Source organism: Streptomyces sp. NRRL WC-3605 (assembly GCF_001509795.1).
Taxonomy (GTDB): Bacteria; Actinomycetota; Actinomycetes; order Streptomycetales; family Streptomycetaceae; genus Streptomyces; species Streptomyces viridochromogenes.
In genome coordinates, this window is record NZ_LLZN01000052.1 from 43,720 (window position 1) to 59,022 (window position 15,303).

Genomic DNA, 15,303 nt, shown 5'->3' on the forward strand with positions numbered 1-15,303 from the left:
CGAGCGGGAGTTCAGCGGGCCGGCGGACCCGAGCCGTGCGACGCCGGTCGTGCTCCCGTCCGTTCCTCCTGCTCGGCCGCACAGCGAGGTGCCGCACCACCATGAACACCCCACGCCCGTCGTCCGCCTCCCGTCGGGTCGCGATATGGACGGCCACCGTCTGTCTGGTCCTGGCCGGGTGCTCCGGCGGCGGGACCGGCGACGATGACACCACGGTCGCGGCGGGCGGGCCCGCCGGGCCGAGGATCGCCCTGATCACCCACGGCGGGGAGGGCGACGCCTTCTGGGACCTGGTGCGCAGGGGCGCCGAGGCGGCCGCCGCGAAGGACGGCGTCGCGCTGACGTACGCCAGTGACGCCGACCCGGCCGGACAGGCCGCCCTGATGCGGGACGTGGTCCGGCAGCGGGTCGACGGCATCGCGGTGACCCTGGCGAAACCGGGGGCGATGGGCCGGGCCGTCGCCGAGGCGCGGGCGGCCGGAATCCCGGTCGTCGGCCTCAACTCCGGCATCGACACCTGGCGTTCGGCCGGCCTGTTCGGCTTCTTCGGCCAGGACGAGAGCGTCGCGGGCCGGGCCGTCGGCGACCGGCTGGACGAGCTGGGGGCGCGGCACGCCCTGTGCGTCGTCCACGAGCGCGGCAACGTGTCCCTGGAGGCCCGCTGCGCGGGCGTGAAGAAGGCGTTCGGCGGGGAGAGCGAGAACCTGTACGTCGACGGAACCGACCTGGACGCCGTCACCGCGGCCGTCGCGGCCCGGCTCGGCCAGGACCCGACCATCGACGAAGTCGTCGCCAACGGAGCCCAGTTCGCGCTGGCCGCGGTGCGCTCGGCGCGGGACGCCCGCAGCAGGGCGCGGGTCGCGACCTTCGACCTCAGCGAGGACCTCGTGCCGGCGATCCGGTCCGGCGACGTGCGCTTCGCCGTGGACCAGCAGCCCTATCTGCAGGGCTATCTCGCCGTCGACGCGCTGTGGCTGTACCGGGCCAACGGCAACACCCTCGGCGGCGGGGAGAAACCGGTGCTCACCGGTCCGGCCTTCGTCACCAGGAAGAACGTGGCCGCGGTCGCCCGGTTCGCCGGCGCCGGGACCCGGTGAACCGGACACTTCGCGCGGTGGTGCCAAAGTTTCGTCACGCGTGACACGGACGGTCACATGTGCGGATAGCATCCTGCGCACCCCCCGCGCCGTACCGGCCGCGCCGTCACCCCCGGCGCCGGTCCCCGTACGGCCCACCCACCCCCGCGCTGCCCGCCTCCACCCAACGCTGAACGCCCAAGGACGACGATGTCTCCACGGACAGGTCCCCGGCGCCGCCTCGGCTCCATCCGCCTCTCCCTGCTCCTGCTGGCCCTGGTGCCCGGGGTGACGCTCGCCGCCGTGTGGAGTGTGACCACGGTCCAGATGTTCTCCGAGGGGATGCGGCTGCGGGCGCAGACCCGGCTGAGCGAGTCGACCGGGGCCATGGGCACCGAGGCCACCCTCGCCCTCCAACGGGAGCGCAGCTACTCGGCGGTGTGGCTGGCCTCGCGGCAGAAGGCGGCCCGTGACGCGCTCGACGACCAGCGTGCCCGTACGGACGAGGCCGTCGCCGAACTCCTCGACCGGTCGGACGACATCAAGCGGGCCCCCGCACGGATCAAGGACCAGCTGTACTCGGTCGTCGGGTCGGCGGGCAGCCTGGAGTACTACCGGGGCCAGGTGGACCACCCCACCGACATCACACCCGCGCAGGCGCTCGGCCAGTACACGTCGATCATCGACGACCAGATCCATGTCTTCCGGGAGCTGTCCCAGGTCGACGACGGCGAGCTGACCTCGCAGGCCGCGCCGCTGGTCTCGCTGGAGCACGCGGCGGAGCTGATGTCCCAGGAGGACGCGCTGCTGACCCTCGCGGGTCCCTCGGGGCGGATGGACGCCACGACGTGGACGGAGTTCGGGAAGCTGGTCGGCACCCGGCGCTGGCTCGTCGTCGACCAGATCCTCCCGTCGCTGACCGGCGACGCGAAGGAGCGGACCGAGCGGATCCTGCGCGGCCCGCAGTGGCGCACCCTGGAGTCCATCGAGGACCGGGTGCTCGCCGCCCGCCCCACGGAGGACGGCGGCGAGGTCGTGATCCCGCGGGTGCAGAAGGAGTGGCGGACCGCGCTGCTCCAGGTCTCCGACGCGTACACGGATCTCATCCGCGGGCAGACGTCCGCCCTGCTGGACCGCAGCGCGGACGACGCGCGCGGGCTGCTGCTCACCGCCGCGCTGCTCAGCGCGGGCGGTCTGGTGGCGGTGCTGCTGTGCCTCGCGGTGTCCTGGCGGATCACCCGCTCGCTGTCGCGGCGGCTGCGCGGCCTGCGGGAGGCCACCCTCGCGCTCGCCGAGGAGCGGCTGCCCGACGTGGTGGCCCGGCTGGAGCGGGGCGAGAAGGTCGACGTGGAGCTGGCGACGCCGCCGCTGGACTACGGCCGCGACGAACTCGGCGAGGTGGCGCAGGCGTTCAACACCGCACAGCGCACCGCCGTGCACACCGCCGTCGAACTCGCGGACACCCGGCGGGGGTTCCAGAAGGTCATCCTGGGCATCGCCCGGCAGAGCCAGAACCTGGTCAATCTGCAGCTGACCGAACTGGACGCGCTGGAGCGCGCGCACGAGGACCCCGATGTGCTCAAGGGGCTGTACGCCCTGGACTCCACGGCCAGCCAGCTGCGCCGGTACCAGGAGAACCTCGTGATCATCAGCGGCGAGCGGCCCGGCCGCAGCTGGAGCGAGCCGGTCGCCCTGATCGACATCCTGCGCAGCGCCGTCGGCGAGGTCGCCGAGTACCGGCGGGTCCAGGTGCACACCGAGGAGGAGGTGCACGTCGCGCCGCCCGCGGTCGCCGACCTCATCCATCTGCTGGCCGAGCTGATCGAGAACGCGACGCTGTACTCGCCGGCGCCCGCGCCGGTCGCGGTGCGGGCCGCCATGGTCGCCAAGGGGCTGGCCGTGGAGGTCGAGGACCGGGGGCTCGGCCTGTCCGAGGAGGACTACACCGCGTTCAACGGCCAGTTGGCCGAGGCGCCGAAGTTCGACGTGGTGGCGCTCGCCGACGATCTGCGGCTCGGCATGTTCGTGATCGCGCGGCTCGCCCGGCGGCACGGGATCACGGTCACCCTGCGCCCCTCGCCGTACGGCGGCACCACGGCGATCGTGCTCGTCCCGCACGAGGTCGTGGTGACGGACGTGCCGGACGACAAGGACGAGGGCCCCGACAAGGACGAGGGCCCCGTCGAGGAGGGCCACGGCACGCAGGTCCCCGGCGCGGACGTCCTCGGCCAGGAGGAGCACCCCGAGGTGCCCGCCGCCCGCCGGCCGGACCCGGAGGAGGAGCTGACGCCCCTGCCGCGCCGGGTGCGGCGGGCCGCTCCCCCCGCGGGCCCGCGCGACGAGGCCCCGCCCGCCGGCGGGGAGGACTGCGGGGACGACGACTTCACGGCCGAGCGGGCCGCCTCCTCCCTCGGCGGTTTCCAGCGCGGCACCCTGCGGGCCCGCGCCGAGGAAGGCTCCGAACCCGCCGACGACGACCACCCCGCCGACCCGCCGGACCGCGCCCCCGCCCCGTCCGGCGCCCGCACTTCCCCCACGTCCCCCACGCCCGCCAGCCCGTCCGACCGCTCATGAAGGACTCCGCCATGACACGCCCCTCCCCCGCCACCGACACCCAGCTCGACCAGTTGCTCACCGGACTCGTCGAGCGGGTCGCCGGCGTCAACCACGCCGTCGTGCTCTCCGAGGACGGGCTGGTGGTGAGCAAGTCGACGGGCTTCCTGCGCGACGACGCCGAGCGGCTGGCGGCGACCGCGTCCGGCCTGATGAGTCTGAGCAAGGGCGTCAGCATGGACTTCCGGGGCGGTCCGGTGCGCCAGGCGCTGATCGAGATGGCCCAGAGCTATCTCATCCTGACCACGGCGGGACCGGGCGCCCATCTGGTCGTCCTGACCAACCAGGGCGCCGACGTCGGGGTGGTGGCGTACCAGATGAACATGCTGGTGAAGAAGATCGGTGAGCATCTGTCGGCGGCACCGAGGGCCCACGTCGGCCCGGGTGCGTGAGGTGGGCCCAGACCATACGGCGGGCCGGCTGGTACGTCCCTTCACCCTCACGGGCGGCCGGACCCGGCCCAGCCGTGGCGACTTCACCCTGATCACACGGGTGACGGCGGTCGACCCGCCGCCGGAGCGGGCGCCGCGCCCGCAGCCCGAGCAGGTGCGCATCCTCCGGCGCTGCGCCCGCCCGGTCGCCGTCGCGGAGCTCGCGGCCCGGCTGGACCTGCCGGTGAGCGTCGTCGCGATCATGCTGTGCGATCTGCTGGAGGCCGGACTGATCACCGTGCACCGTCCGCGGCCGGTGACGCCGGGCACGGCCGGACCGGGGCTGCTGAAGAAGGTGCGGGACGGCCTCGACCGGCTCTGAGGGCGCGGGCGGCCCGGACACGCGGACGCGCCGGTGAGGGCTCCCGCCCGTCACCGGCGCGCCGGGGGTGTCGTCAGGCCAGGCCGGCCGACTTCAGCCAGGCCTTGGCCACGTCGAGCGGGTCCTTGTTCTCCAGCTGGACCTGGGAGTCCAGGTCGAGGAGCGTCTTGGTGTCCAGCTTGGCGGAGACGGCGTTGAGCGCCGCGACGCCCTCCTCGGACAGACCGCTCTTGTACACGAGCGGGGTCACGTTGGCGAACCCGAAGAGGTTCTTCGGGTCCTTGAGGACGACGAAGCCCTCCTTGGTGATGGTGGGGTCCGTGGTGAAGATGTCCGCGGCCTGCACGGTGTTCTTCGTCAGGGCCGCCTGGGTCAGCGGGCCACCCGCGTCCAGGGCCTTGAAGGACTTGAACTTCAGGCCGTACTCGGCCTCCAGGCCCTTCAGTCCCTGGTGGCGGGTCTGGAACTCGGGCGAGCCGCCGATCAGCAGCTGCGGCGCCGCCTCCTTGAGGTCCGCGAGGGTGGAGTCGGCGGTCAGGTCGTACTTCTTCGCCGTCTCGGCGTTGACGCTGACGGAGTCCTTGTCCTCGGCCGGGGAGGACTCCAGCAGGGTGAGCTTGGCGTCCAGCTTGCTCTTGACCGCGGTGTTGACGGCCTCGGCGGACTCCTGCGGCGCCTTCGGGTCGAGGTAGGCGAGCAGCGAGCCGTTGTACTCCGGCAGGACCGTGACGGAGCCGTTCTTGAGCAGGCCGTAGGTGGTCTCGCGGCTGCCGATGTTGGGCTTGTAACTGACCTTGATGCCCTTGGCCTTGAGGGCCTCGCCGTAGAGGTCGGCGATCAGGACGCTCTCGGCGAAGTTGTTCGAGCCGACGACGACGGTGTCGCCGCTCGGCTTGTCCTCGGCGAGGGGGTCGGACTTGTCGTCGGAGGAGGAACATCCCGTCAGCAGCGCCGCGGCGGCCGCGAGCGCGAGGGCGGCCGCGCCGGGATGGTTCCTGAGGGAGCTGCTGCGCAGGGCGGTGAAAGTCACGATTCCCGTTCCGGTCCGTGGGGTTGGGAGAGCTTTTCCACTGATCCAATCCAGCGGGTTCTCGGTCAGTCAAGGGCTGCCAGGTCACCGATCGGACTCAAAATTCGCAATGTGTCAGGGAGTTGTCAGGGTTGTGAAGGCCGGACGATCGGGGCGCTCAGGTCGTGTAACGGAATCTTGACGTACAGTTCCGGTCACAGCACCGAAGGGACGGTACTGTCCCGCACAGAACCGATCGGAAGTCAGCAACAGCGGTCACGTGAGGCGTGCGCACCCGGTGCGGCGCCCACGAAGGAGGAATCCCGGTGTCCACGAGCGAGGCAGGCGGACCCCGCCCCCGCCGGATGCGCGGTCACCCCGACCGCTGGCCCTTCCGGCACAAGCTGAACCTCCTGGTGGGCGTGCCGCTGACGGTCGTCGCGGCCCTGCTGGCCTACCTCATCGCCGAACAGACCGGGCAGTCGCGCGAGGCGTCGAACGCCGCCCGGCTGGTCCGCGAGAGCGTCGAGGTCGCGAAACTCGTCGACAGGCTGGCCGCCGAGCACCAGCAGGCCGTGCTGCTCTCCGTACGGCACGAGGCGGCGGGCGGCGGCGAGCCCTCGGCGTCCGCCTACCGCGCCGCGCAGGACCGGGTGGACACCCAGGTCGGGCGGGTGCGTGAGGCGTTCGGCGAACGGCTGCCGGAGACCGAGGCCCAGGCCCTGAAGAACGTCGAGGGCCTCGCCGGGCTGCGGGACACCGTCGAGGACGGATACCTGCCGGCCAGCAACATCGACCCGGCGTACACCGACGCCTCCGGCCAGCTGATCGACGGCCTGGCCCTGGACCGCAACCCCGAGCTCGCCACCACGTTCACCGGCAACCTGCTGGACTCACTGCTGCGGTCGGCCGCCGCGCACAGCGAGTTCGAGACGGCCGTCTTCTCCGCGTCGACCGGCGACTCCAACGCGCTCATCGAGGTCATCGGCGCGATCGGCGCCTACGACGAGTTCACGCACCAGGCCGAGCGGTTCACCCGCTTCGCCACCGAGGCCCAGGCCGACACGTTCGCCGGGATCCGGTACACCCCCGCGCAGTCCGTCATCAGCCGGGAGTTCGCCGAGCTGCAGATCGACCCGGGCGCGGCGCAGGCCGGCTCCCCCGCCGAGGTCCGCGAGTCGCTCGACCGCGCCCTCGACTCCTACGACTCCTACCGCGACCAGGCGAGGACCCGGCTGTCGATCACGACCTCGCTGATCGACCAGATCGCCGACGGGGCCGAGGACGCGTCCGAGACGGCCGCGTGGCGAGCGCTGCTGCTCCTCGGCGCCGCGCTGCTGGGCTTCGCGCTGTGGCTGGTCCTCGCCGTGCTCGTACGGCGTTCCGTGGTGCGGCCGGTGGTCGCGCTCACCGGTGCCGCGCGGCAGGTCGCCGACGTGGCCCGGCGCGAGCTGGCGCGGGTCGCGGACGACGACGCCGAGGACGAGGGGCCGCCCCGGCTGCGGGGGATGCCGGTCACCGCGCGCGACGAGATCGGCGAGCTCGCCGAGACCTTCAACGACGTGCAGACCACCGCGGCCGCGCTGCTGGAGCGGCAGGTGCTCAGCCGGCGCAACGTCGCCGAGATGTTCGGCAACGTCGGCCGCCGCGTCAGCAACCTGACGTCTCGTCAGCTCACCCTGATCGACGCGGTGGAGCGCGGCGAGACCGATCCCGCGCTGCTCGAACGCCTCTACTCCATCGACCACATCGCGGTCCGCCTGCGGCGCAACGCCGACAGCCTGATGCTGTTGGCCGGCATCCACGAGGCCGCCCTGGACGCCGGTCCCACCTCGCTCACCAACGTCGTACGCGCGGCGCTCGGCCAGATCGAGGGCTTCCAGCGGGTGGAGCTGCGGGCGCGGTCCGAAGCGGTCCTGGAGCCGGAGGTCATCGGCGACCTCACGCTGATGGTGGCAGAACTCCTGGAGAACGCCGTGTCGTTCTCGCCGGCCGACAGCCCCGTCGAGGTGACGGTGGCGACGGACGGCGACGACGCGGTCATCGTGGTCAGCGACCACGGCCTGGGCATGAGCGCCGAGCGCCTGGCGGAGGAGAACGCCCGCCTGATCCGCCGCGAACGGCTCGACCTCGTCCCGACGAAGGTGCTCGGCCTGTTCGTGGTCGGCACGCTCGCGCGCCGCTGGAAGATCGGCGTCGTCCTGTCCCGCACCCCGGGCGGCGGTGTCACGGCCGAGGTGACGATCCCCTCGGCCCGCCTGGTGACCGGCAGCACGACGGCGACGACGTCCACCCCGGCCCTGTCGGCCCTGGCCGGCACCGCGCGGCCCGCCCCCGGGCCGTCGGGCGCCGCCACCACCGGCCCGGTGCCCGCGCCGCCCGTACGCGGGGACGCCGTACCGGTGGACCCCGACGGACTCGACCCCCTCCCCCGGCGCTCCAAGCGCCCCGCGGACCCGGCGGAACCCGCCGACCACGCCCGCGCCGGCGACCGGGACCCCGCCGACGGCGCGACCCGGACCGGCGCGAGCCCGGGCCCCGTCGTGCCCGCACCCCGCTCCGGAGAGGCCCCGGCCGGTCCCGGCGCCCCGTCCTCCGCCCGCCCGCTGCGGCGGCGGGTCCGGGGCGCGACCCTGCGCAAGGGCGCGGCGGGCGACGACCGGGCGGCCGTCGTGCCGGACCGGCCCCGGGTCGTCGACGCCGACGCCGTACGCGACGAACTCGACGCGTTCGAGGCCGCCGTGGAGCGCGCGCACCGCGAGAGCGGGGCCGTCCCGGTCCCGGCCCAGAACCCCCCAGCCCAGGACCAGAACGACCCCCCGGAAGGAGCGGAGCAGTGAGCACGTCGACAGGTGGCACCCCGGCAGGAGGCACGGATGCCTCGTCAGCCGAACTGGCGGCCGCCGCGGCCGACTTCACCTGGTTGCTGAATCGCTTCGCGACCGAGACGGCGGGTGTCGTGGACGCCATCGCCGTCTCCTCGGACGGGCTGCTCATCGCGGTGTCGGAGCTGCGGCAGCAGGCCGACTCCGAGCGGCTCGCGGCGATCGTCTCGGGGATCACGAGCCTGGCCGCGGGCGCGTCCGGCAACTATGGTCTCGGGGCGCTCAACAAGGTCATCATCGACCTGGACGGCGGCCATGTGCTGGTCTCGGCGATCGGCAGCGGCGCCGTCCTCGGCGTGGTCACCGACAAGGAGGCCAAGCTCGGCAACATCGCCTACGAGATGACGGTGTTCGCGAACCGGGCCGGAGCCGCCCTGAGCCCGCAGCTCGTCCTGGAGCTGAAGAACAGCGTCGGTGCGGCCTCCGCCCGCTGACCGGGCCGGAAGGAGCGGACACCCCATGGCGGACGACATCCCACCGCCGGAGCCGAGCGGCCCGGAACCGGTCGGGCAGGCGTCCGCCGTGCGGCCGTTCCTGCTCACCGCCGGCCGGGTCGCGGACACCACGGGCGACCGGGCGATGCCCGTGGAGACCCAGGTGGTGGCCACCGCCGAGGGCTTGGACGGGCTCGACCGGCTCGCCTTCGAGCGGCGCGACATCGTCGCCGTGTGCCGGCTGCCGCAGTCCCTCGCGGAGATCGCGGCACGGCTGCGGCTGCATCTGAACGTGGTGCGGGTCCTCGCCGAGGACCTGCGCGACGAGGGCCGGCTGACGGTGCACGTGCCCGACTCCGGCGTCGTCCACGACGCCTCCGTCCTGCGCAGGGTCATCGAGGGCCTGCGCGCCATCCCCGACGCACGAGGGGTCCTCAGTGACAGCGACTGAAACGGCCGCCGGCGCCACGGCCGGAACGTCGGCGACGGCACGGCCGCCGCTGCCGGTCAAGATGGTGATCGCGGGCGGCTTCGGCGTGGGCAAGACCACCGCCGTGGGGGCGATATCCGAGATCGAGCCGCTGACCACGGAGGCGGCCATCACGGAGGTCGCGGCGGGCGTCGACGACCTCACGCACACCCCGCAGAAGTCCACGACGACGGTCGCCATGGACTTCGGCTGCATCACCATCGACCCGACCCTGAAGCTGTACCTGTTCGGCACGCCCGGGCAGGAGCGGTTCGGGTTCATGTGGGACGACCTGGTCGAGGGCGCGGTCGGCGCCCTCGTCATCGTCGACACCCGGCGCCTGGACGACTGCTTCGCCGCCGTCGACTACTTCGAGCACAAGGGCATCCCCTTCGCGGTCGCCGTCAACGCCTTCGACGGCCGGGTCGAGCACACCCTGGACGAGGTCCGCTGGGCGCTCGACGTCAGCGAGGGCGTCCCCGTCGTCGTGTTCGACGCCCGGGAGACCGGCTCGGTGCGGGACGCCCTGCTCGTCGTCCTGGAACTGGCCCTGGCGCGCACGGAGGGCTGACGGCGGGCCGCCGCCGGGCGGCCCGCCGTGGGGCTAGCCCGGCCTGCGGACGCCCCGGGAGACGGCGAGCCGGGCCACCGCCCAGAACACCAGCAAGGTGGCCACCGCGAGCCCGGCCACCAGCGTGGCGCCGCCCACCACCTTCTCGTAGTCCCGCTGGTAGAGGCCGTCGACGATGTAGCGGCCGAGGCCCCCGAAGCTGACGTACGCGGCGATCGTGGCCGTCGAGACGATCTGGATGGCGGCGGAGCGCAGCCCGCTGAGGATCAGCGGGAGCGCCGTGGGCAGTTCGACCCGGAACAGCACCTGCGCCTCGCCCATGCCCATGCCGCGCGCCGCGTCCACGGGCGCCGGGTCCAGGGACCGCATCGCCTCGTTGGTGGTGACCAGGATGGGCGGGACGGCGAGCACCACCAGCGGGATCATCACCGGCGCCATGCCGAGGCCCAGGAGGATGAACATGAGCACCATCAGGCCGAAGCTGGGCAGCGCGCGGCCGGACGTGGCGATGAGGGCGAGCACGTTGCCGCCGCGCCCGGTGTGGCCGGTGAGCAGTCCGACGGGGAGTCCGATGGCGGCGGCGATGCCGAGGGCCATCAGCGTGTACTGGACGTGCTCGCCGAGCCGGACCGGGATGCCGTCGTAGTCCTGCCAGTGGGCGCTGTCGCCGAAGAACGCGTCGGCGTAGTTCAGGATGTTCACCGGGCGGCTCCCTTCGCGAGGACGGGCCGTGTGCCCCGGCCGGCGCCGCGCGGCATCCAGGGCGTCACCCACACCCGCAGGACGATCAGCAGGGCGTCCACGAGGATGGCGAGGACGGCGGTGGAGATCACGGACAGCCAGACCAGCCGGGGCTGGTTGTACTTCAGTCCGGCGTCGAGCATGTTGCCGAGGGCGCCCTCGTTGCCGATGAGCATGCCGACGCTGACGAGGGAGATGCTGGAGACGGCCGCGACCCGCAGTCCGGCGAGGATGGCGGGCGCGGCGATGGGCAACTGCACCTGGAGGTAGCGGCGTACGGGGCCCAGGCCCATGGCGGTTGCCGCGGCCAGCGTCTCCTGCGGGACCGAGCGCACCCCGTCCACGATGGCCGGGACGAGCACGACCAGGCTGTAGACGGCCAGCGGGATCATCACCGTCAGCTCGCTCAGCCCGGTGTAGTCGATGAGGACGACGAAGAACGCCAGCGACGGGATGGCGTAGAGCACGGTCGTCACCCACAGCACGGGCGGGTACAGCCAGCGGAACCGGACGCACAACTGGGCGAGCGGCAGCGCCAGGACGAGCCCGGCCAGCACCGGCACGAGCGCCTCGCGCAGATGCAGCCCCACGAGGCCGAGGAAGCTGTGCTCCAGGTAGCTCGGCATGTCGAAGAGGTCGTTCACGGGGCGACCTTCTGGGCCGTGCCGGCGGTGGCGCGGCCGGCGTGCGCGCCGCGGATCGCCTCGCCGATGGACGTCTGCGAGACGACCCCGGTGGCCCGTCCCTCGCCGTCCACGGCGACGGCCCAGCCGGTCGGCGAGAGCACCGCGCAGTCCAGGGCGGCCCGCAGGGAGTCGCCGCCCGCGGTGAACGGCCGTCCGTGCGACAGGAGTCCGTCGGTGTCGATCGCCCCGGCGGCGAGTTCGGCGGGGTCGCCCCAGCCGACGGGGCGGCCGTCGGTGTCGACGACGAGGAGGTAGGGCGCGCCCGCGCGGCCGGCTGCGGCGATCTGCTCGGCCGAGGCGTCGACGGCCACGATCGGCCCGATGAGCAGGTCGAGGCCGGCCGAGGAGAAGAAGGACAGCCGGCGGATGCCGCGGTCGGCGCCGAGGAAGTCCTCGACGAACGCGTCGGCGGGGTCGGTGAGCAGTTCGGCGGGCGGGGCGAACTGGGCCAGGTGACCGCCGGTGCGCATCACGGCGACCATGGTGCCGAGTTTGACGGCCTCGTCGATGTCGTGGGTGACGAAGACGATGGTCTTGCCCAGCTCCTCCTGGATGCGCAGGAGTTCGTCCTGGAGTCCCTTGCGCACCACGGGGTCGACGGCCGAGAACGGCTCGTCCATCAGCAGTACCGGCGGGTCGGCGGCGAGGGCGCGGGCGACGCCGACGCGCTGTTGCTGGCCGCCGGAGAGCTGGTACGGGTAGCGCTTGGCGAGGGAGCCGTCGAGGCCGACGCGTTCCATCAGCTCCCGGGCCCGGGCGCGGGACTTCTCCTTGCCCCAGCCGAGCAGGCGGGGCACGGTCGCGATGTTGTCGAGGATCGTGCGGTGCTGGAAGAGGCCCGCGTTCTGGATGACGTAACCCATCGACCGGCGCAGGGTGTTGACCGGCTGCTGCTGGATGTCCACGCCATCGAGGAGGATGGTGCCCTCGCTGGGCTCGACCATCCGGTTGATCATCCGCAGCGTGGTCGTCTTGCCGCAGCCCGACGGTCCCACGAGGACGGTGATCGAACGGTCGGGTATCTCCAGCGACAGCCGGTCGACCGCCACCGTGCCGTCCGGGTATCGCTTGGTGACTGAATCTATCCGTATCAAAACGCCGAATACCCTTCGGGTCTGGCAGGTTTCGCCCGCGTGTGACCCACGGGGCCCGGGCCGATGGGGCCCGAGTCTAGACGTCTTGTGTTGCGGCACCTTTGCGCTGGTCCGGTATCGCGTGGACGCGCAGCGCGGCGAAGGCCCGGCCGTCCACCGTCCACTGTCCGGCGGGGCTCCATCCGGCCCGCGCGCCGTGCCGGAGCAGGGCGGGCGTGCCGAGGCGGGCCCAGGGGAAGAGGGGGCCCTCGGCACCCCGCGCGTCGGTGACGTGGACCTGGACGCGCTCGTCGAGATCGAGGTGGGGCACGGTCTCGGCGAGCAACAGCCCTCCGGGGCGCACGAGCCGGGCGAGGCGCTCCAGCAGGGCCACCGGGTCGCCGCCGATGCCGATGTTGCCGTCGAGGAGCAGGGCGGTGCCCCAACGACCCTCGCCGGGCAGCGGATCGAAGACGGAGCGGTGCAGCGCGGGACCGCCGAGCCGCGCGGTGCGGGCGACGGCGGCGTCGCTGACGTCGATGCCGAGGACCGTACGGCCCTGCCGGGCCAGGGCGGCGACGAGCCGTCCGGGGCCGCAGCCGACGTCGAGCACCGCGCCCTCGCAGCGCCGCAGCACCTCGCGGTCCACCGCGTCGGCGTCGGCGCACCAGCGTTCCACGTCCAGCGGCAGCAGCCAGCCGTCGGCCCGCCGCAGGAAGAGGGGGCCGCGTCCGCGGCCGAGAGCGCGTGCGTACGGGTCGGCGGACCAGGAGGCGACCGGGTCCGCGGGGGCCGCCGCCGCCTTGAGCCCGCTCATCGGCGGGCCGCCGGGGCGAGGCGGGCCAGGGCCCTGGCGAACCGTCCGCCGGGGGCCGCGGCGGCGACCAGGCCGGCGTCGTGCGCGGTGTCGACGTCCCGCAGGCTGGGCAGGTCCCGCACCCGCAGTCCGGCGAGCCGGGCGCGCTGGGCGGCGCCCGTGTACGACTGCGACATGGGGACGCCCCGCAGCCGGCCCGGGTCGGGTTCGGCCAGGCCCAGCGCCCAGAACCCGCCGTCGCGTGCGCGGCCGAAGTACGCGTCGCAGTCCGCCCAGTCGACGGTGAGCAGCTCGGGGGTGACCTGCGGGGTGTCCATGCCGATGAGCAGGGCCGGGCCGTCGCAGGCGGCGAACGCGGCGGCGAGCCGTTCGTCGAGGCCGCCCGTGCCCTGCGGGACGACGTCGAAGCCGGGCGGCAGCCAGGGGCCGGGCGTGCCGTCGAGGACGAGGACGCGGCGCCGGGCGGGGGTGCGGGCGACGGTGTCCAGGGTGTCCGCGAGGGCGGCTTCGGCGAGCGCGGCGGCCTCTTCGGGGGTGTAGGGCGGGGTGAGCCGGGTCTTGACCCGGCCGGGGCGCGGTTCCTTGGCGATGACGAGGAGGGTCGTCACGGGCGGGCCCCTTCCCGGACGCCGGGTGCGGCGGGTTCCTCGGCCAGCACGCGGCTCATGTCGCGGACCGCGTGCCAGGTGCCGCGCCAGGTCCCGGTGACCTTGGAGGCGCCGGCGCGGGGCCGGTAGGGCACGTCGTCCTCGGTGACGCGCCAGCCGGCGTCGGCGGCCCGGACCACCATCTGCAGGGGGTAGCCGCTGCGCCGGTCGGTCAGGTCAAGGGCGAGCAGTTCCTCGCGGCGGGCGGCGCGCAGCGGGCCGAGGTCGCGCAGCCGCAGCCCGGTGCGGCGGCGCAGCAGCCGGGTGAGGGCGAGGTTGGCGGCGCGGGCGTGCGGCGGCCAGGCACCCCGCCGCTCGGGTCGGCGGCGGCCGAGGACCAGGTCGGCCTCGCCGGCCGCGACGCGTTCGACGAACGGCACCAGGTCGCCGGGGTCGAGGGAGGCGTCGCAGTCGCAGAAGCAGACGATGCCGGCGGTGGCGGCGGTCAGGCCCGCGTGGCAGGCGGCGCCGAAGCCGCGCCGCGTCTCGCGCACGACGGTGGCGCCGAGGCGGGCCGCGAGTTCCGCGGAGCCGTCGGTGGAGCCGTTGTCCACGACGAGCGCCCGCCAGCCGGGCGGGACGCGTTCCAGGACCCAGGGCAGCGCCTCGGCCTCGTCGAGGCAGGGCAGCACGATGTCGACGGGTGCCGGGTCCGCGGGGGTGGCTCGGGGTGAGGAGATCGTCACGGCTTTCACCCTACGAGCGCGAACCTGACATTTCGGACTGCGGCTCCTTACGGAACGCGGACGTCGCGGTCCGGGCGGCGCTCCGCGCGCGCGGAGGGTGCGAGGCTGGCCGCATGAAGCAGCAAGAGCCGAGCGGCGGGGCCGGGGCGCGGGTCCTCGTCGTGGACGACGATCCGACCGTGGCAGAGATCGTCTCCGGGTACCTGGACCGCGCCGGGTACGTGGTGGACCGGGCGGGCGACGGGCCCGCCGCCCTCGCGGCGGCCGCCGCGCGCCGCCCGGACCTCGTCGTCCTCGATCTGATGCTCCCCGGCATGGACGGCCTCGAGGTGTGCCGCCGGATGCGCGGGCAGGGGCCGGTGCCGGTGATCATGCTGACCGCGCGCGGCGACGAGGACGACCGCATCCTCGGCCTGGAGGTCGGGGCGGACGACTACGTCACCAAGCCGTTCAGCCCTCGCGAACTCGTGCTGCGCGTCGGGTCCGTGCTGCGGCGCGCCCGCCCCGCGCAGCCGTCCGGCGTCCTGGGCGCCGCGGGCCTGTCGGTGGACCCGGCGGCCCGCCGCGCGACCAAGAACGGGGCCGAACTCGCGCTGACGATACGAGAGTTCGACCTGCTGACGTTCTTCCTGCGCCATCGCGGCAGGGTGTTCAGCCGTGAGGACCTCATGCGCGAGGTGTGGGGCTGGGACTTCGGCGACCTGTCGACGGTCACCGTCCATGTGCGCCGGCTGCGCGGCAAGGTCGAGGACGACCCGGGACGGCCGCGGCTGATCCAGACGGTGTGGGGCGTCGGCTACCGCTTCGACACCGACGGCGCCGCCCCCGCCGAGGAGGGCTGAC

Annotated in this window: 16 protein-coding genes; 9 read left to right on the forward strand and 7 right to left on the reverse strand. The window is 73.7% G+C overall.

Annotated features, from left to right (window positions below; translation table 11 throughout):
* The first annotated feature begins 101 nt into the window (after window positions 1–101).
* The 4 genes from ADL34_RS15335 to ADL34_RS15350 all read left to right on the forward strand — a co-directional run bounded on the left by ADL34_RS15335 (window position 102) and on the right by ADL34_RS15350 (window position 4,442).
* Entirely contained in the window at window positions 102–1,097 is a 996-nt protein-coding gene (locus tag ADL34_RS15335) for a substrate-binding domain-containing protein (protein WP_062668584.1), read from the forward strand.
* A 189-nt stretch (window positions 1,098–1,286) separates the two neighbouring features.
* Window positions 1,287–3,650, forward strand: coding sequence for a nitrate- and nitrite sensing domain-containing protein (locus tag ADL34_RS15340; RefSeq protein WP_062668585.1), 2,364 nt, complete (start codon window positions 1,287–1,289; stop codon window positions 3,648–3,650).
* Window positions 3,651–3,661: 11 nt separating this feature from the next.
* Window positions 3,662–4,081 (forward strand): roadblock/LC7 domain-containing protein, encoded by a 420-nt coding sequence (locus ADL34_RS15345; RefSeq protein WP_062668586.1) that lies wholly within the window; start codon window positions 3,662–3,664, stop codon window positions 4,079–4,081.
* Window position 4,082: 1 nt separating this feature from the next.
* Window positions 4,083–4,442, forward strand: a complete 360-nt coding sequence (locus ADL34_RS15350) for a DUF742 domain-containing protein (RefSeq protein WP_062668587.1) — start codon at window positions 4,083–4,085, stop codon at window positions 4,440–4,442.
* A gap of 73 nt (window positions 4,443–4,515) precedes the next feature.
* On the opposite strand, the gene ADL34_RS15355 is transcribed toward ADL34_RS15350, so the two are convergent.
* Window positions 4,516–5,472 carry an ABC transporter substrate-binding protein gene (locus ADL34_RS15355; RefSeq protein ID WP_062668588.1) on the reverse strand — a complete coding sequence of 319 codons (957 nt, stop codon included), beginning with the start codon at window positions 5,470–5,472 and terminating at the stop codon, window positions 4,516–4,518.
* Between the two features lie 305 nt (window positions 5,473–5,777).
* Between ADL34_RS15355 and ADL34_RS15360 the strand changes: the two genes are divergently transcribed.
* Genes ADL34_RS15360 through ADL34_RS15375 form a run of 4 tightly spaced genes read left to right on the forward strand, consistent with a single transcriptional unit; the run spans window position 5,778 to window position 9,810 of the window.
* A complete protein-coding gene (locus ADL34_RS15360; protein ID WP_420714259.1) occupies window positions 5,778–8,291 on the forward strand; it encodes an ATP-binding protein in 2,514 nt (837 codons plus the stop codon).
* Window positions 8,288–8,770: a roadblock/LC7 domain-containing protein gene (locus ADL34_RS15365; protein ID WP_062668590.1), complete on the forward strand. Its 483-nt coding sequence runs from the start codon at window positions 8,288–8,290 to the stop codon at window positions 8,768–8,770. Before ADL34_RS15360 ends, ADL34_RS15365 begins: the two co-directional genes overlap by 4 nt.
* Before the next feature lie 25 nt (window positions 8,771–8,795).
* Window positions 8,796–9,221, forward strand: a complete 426-nt coding sequence (locus ADL34_RS15370) for a DUF742 domain-containing protein (protein ID WP_062668591.1) — start codon at window positions 8,796–8,798, stop codon at window positions 9,219–9,221.
* Window positions 9,208–9,810: a GTP-binding protein gene (locus ADL34_RS15375; RefSeq protein ID WP_062668592.1), complete on the forward strand. Its 603-nt coding sequence runs from the start codon at window positions 9,208–9,210 to the stop codon at window positions 9,808–9,810. The genes ADL34_RS15370 and ADL34_RS15375 overlap by 14 nt, the downstream gene beginning before the upstream one ends.
* Window positions 9,811–9,843: 33 nt before the next feature.
* Here the strand turns inward: ADL34_RS15375 and ADL34_RS15380 are convergent, their stop codons facing one another.
* From ADL34_RS15380 to ADL34_RS15405, 6 genes are all read right to left on the reverse strand, one after another.
* A complete protein-coding gene (locus tag ADL34_RS15380) occupies window positions 9,844–10,512 on the reverse strand; it encodes an ABC transporter permease (protein ID WP_062668593.1) in 669 nt (222 codons plus the stop codon).
* Entirely contained in the window at window positions 10,509–11,195 is a 687-nt protein-coding gene (locus ADL34_RS15385) for an ABC transporter permease (RefSeq protein ID WP_062668594.1), read from the reverse strand. Before ADL34_RS15385 ends, ADL34_RS15380 begins: the two co-directional genes overlap by 4 nt.
* The gene (locus ADL34_RS15390; RefSeq protein ID WP_199835577.1) at window positions 11,192–12,331 is read right to left on the reverse strand and encodes an ABC transporter ATP-binding protein; all 1,140 of its coding nucleotides are present in this window, start codon (window positions 12,329–12,331) and stop codon (window positions 11,192–11,194) included. Before ADL34_RS15390 ends, ADL34_RS15385 begins: the two co-directional genes overlap by 4 nt.
* A 76-nt stretch (window positions 12,332–12,407) precedes the next feature.
* Window positions 12,408–13,127, reverse strand: a complete 720-nt coding sequence (locus ADL34_RS15395; protein WP_062668596.1) for a class I SAM-dependent methyltransferase — start codon at window positions 13,125–13,127, stop codon at window positions 12,408–12,410.
* Complete coding sequence (locus tag ADL34_RS15400) at window positions 13,124–13,735, reverse strand: TIGR04282 family arsenosugar biosynthesis glycosyltransferase (RefSeq protein WP_062668597.1); 612 nt, start codon at window positions 13,733–13,735, stop codon at window positions 13,124–13,126. The genes ADL34_RS15395 and ADL34_RS15400 overlap by 4 nt, the downstream gene beginning before the upstream one ends.
* The gene (locus tag ADL34_RS15405; RefSeq protein WP_062668598.1) at window positions 13,732–14,469 is read right to left on the reverse strand and encodes a glycosyltransferase family 2 protein; all 738 of its coding nucleotides are present in this window, start codon (window positions 14,467–14,469) and stop codon (window positions 13,732–13,734) included. Before ADL34_RS15405 ends, ADL34_RS15400 begins: the two co-directional genes overlap by 4 nt.
* Before the next feature lie 104 nt (window positions 14,470–14,573).
* On the opposite strand from ADL34_RS15405, the gene ADL34_RS15410 reads away from it, so the two are divergent.
* Entirely contained in the window at window positions 14,574–15,302 is a 729-nt protein-coding gene (locus tag ADL34_RS15410; protein ID WP_062668599.1) for a response regulator, read from the forward strand.
* Window position 15,303: the final 1 nt, after the last annotated feature.

What these genes read in the sequence shown, in the direction of transcription:
- ADL34_RS15345 (WP_062668586.1), top strand. Translation starts at nt 3,662, where the DNA reads ATGACACGCCCCTCCCCCGCCACCGACACCCAGCTCGACCAGTTGCTC.
- ADL34_RS15370 (WP_062668591.1), top strand. Translation starts at nt 8,796, where the DNA reads ATGGCGGACGACATCCCACCGCCGGAGCCGAGCGGCCCGGAACCGGTC.
- ADL34_RS15410 (WP_062668599.1), top strand. Translation starts at nt 14,574, where the DNA reads ATGAAGCAGCAAGAGCCGAGCGGCGGGGCCGGGGCGCGGGTCCTCGTC.
- ADL34_RS15335 (WP_062668584.1), top strand. Translation starts at nt 102, where the DNA reads ATGAACACCCCACGCCCGTCGTCCGCCTCCCGTCGGGTCGCGATATGG.
- ADL34_RS15340 (WP_062668585.1), top strand. Translation starts at nt 1,287, where the DNA reads ATGTCTCCACGGACAGGTCCCCGGCGCCGCCTCGGCTCCATCCGCCTC.
- ADL34_RS15395 (WP_062668596.1), bottom strand. Translation starts at nt 13,127, where the DNA reads ATGAGCGGGCTCAAGGCGGCGGCGGCCCCCGCGGACCCGGTCGCCTCC.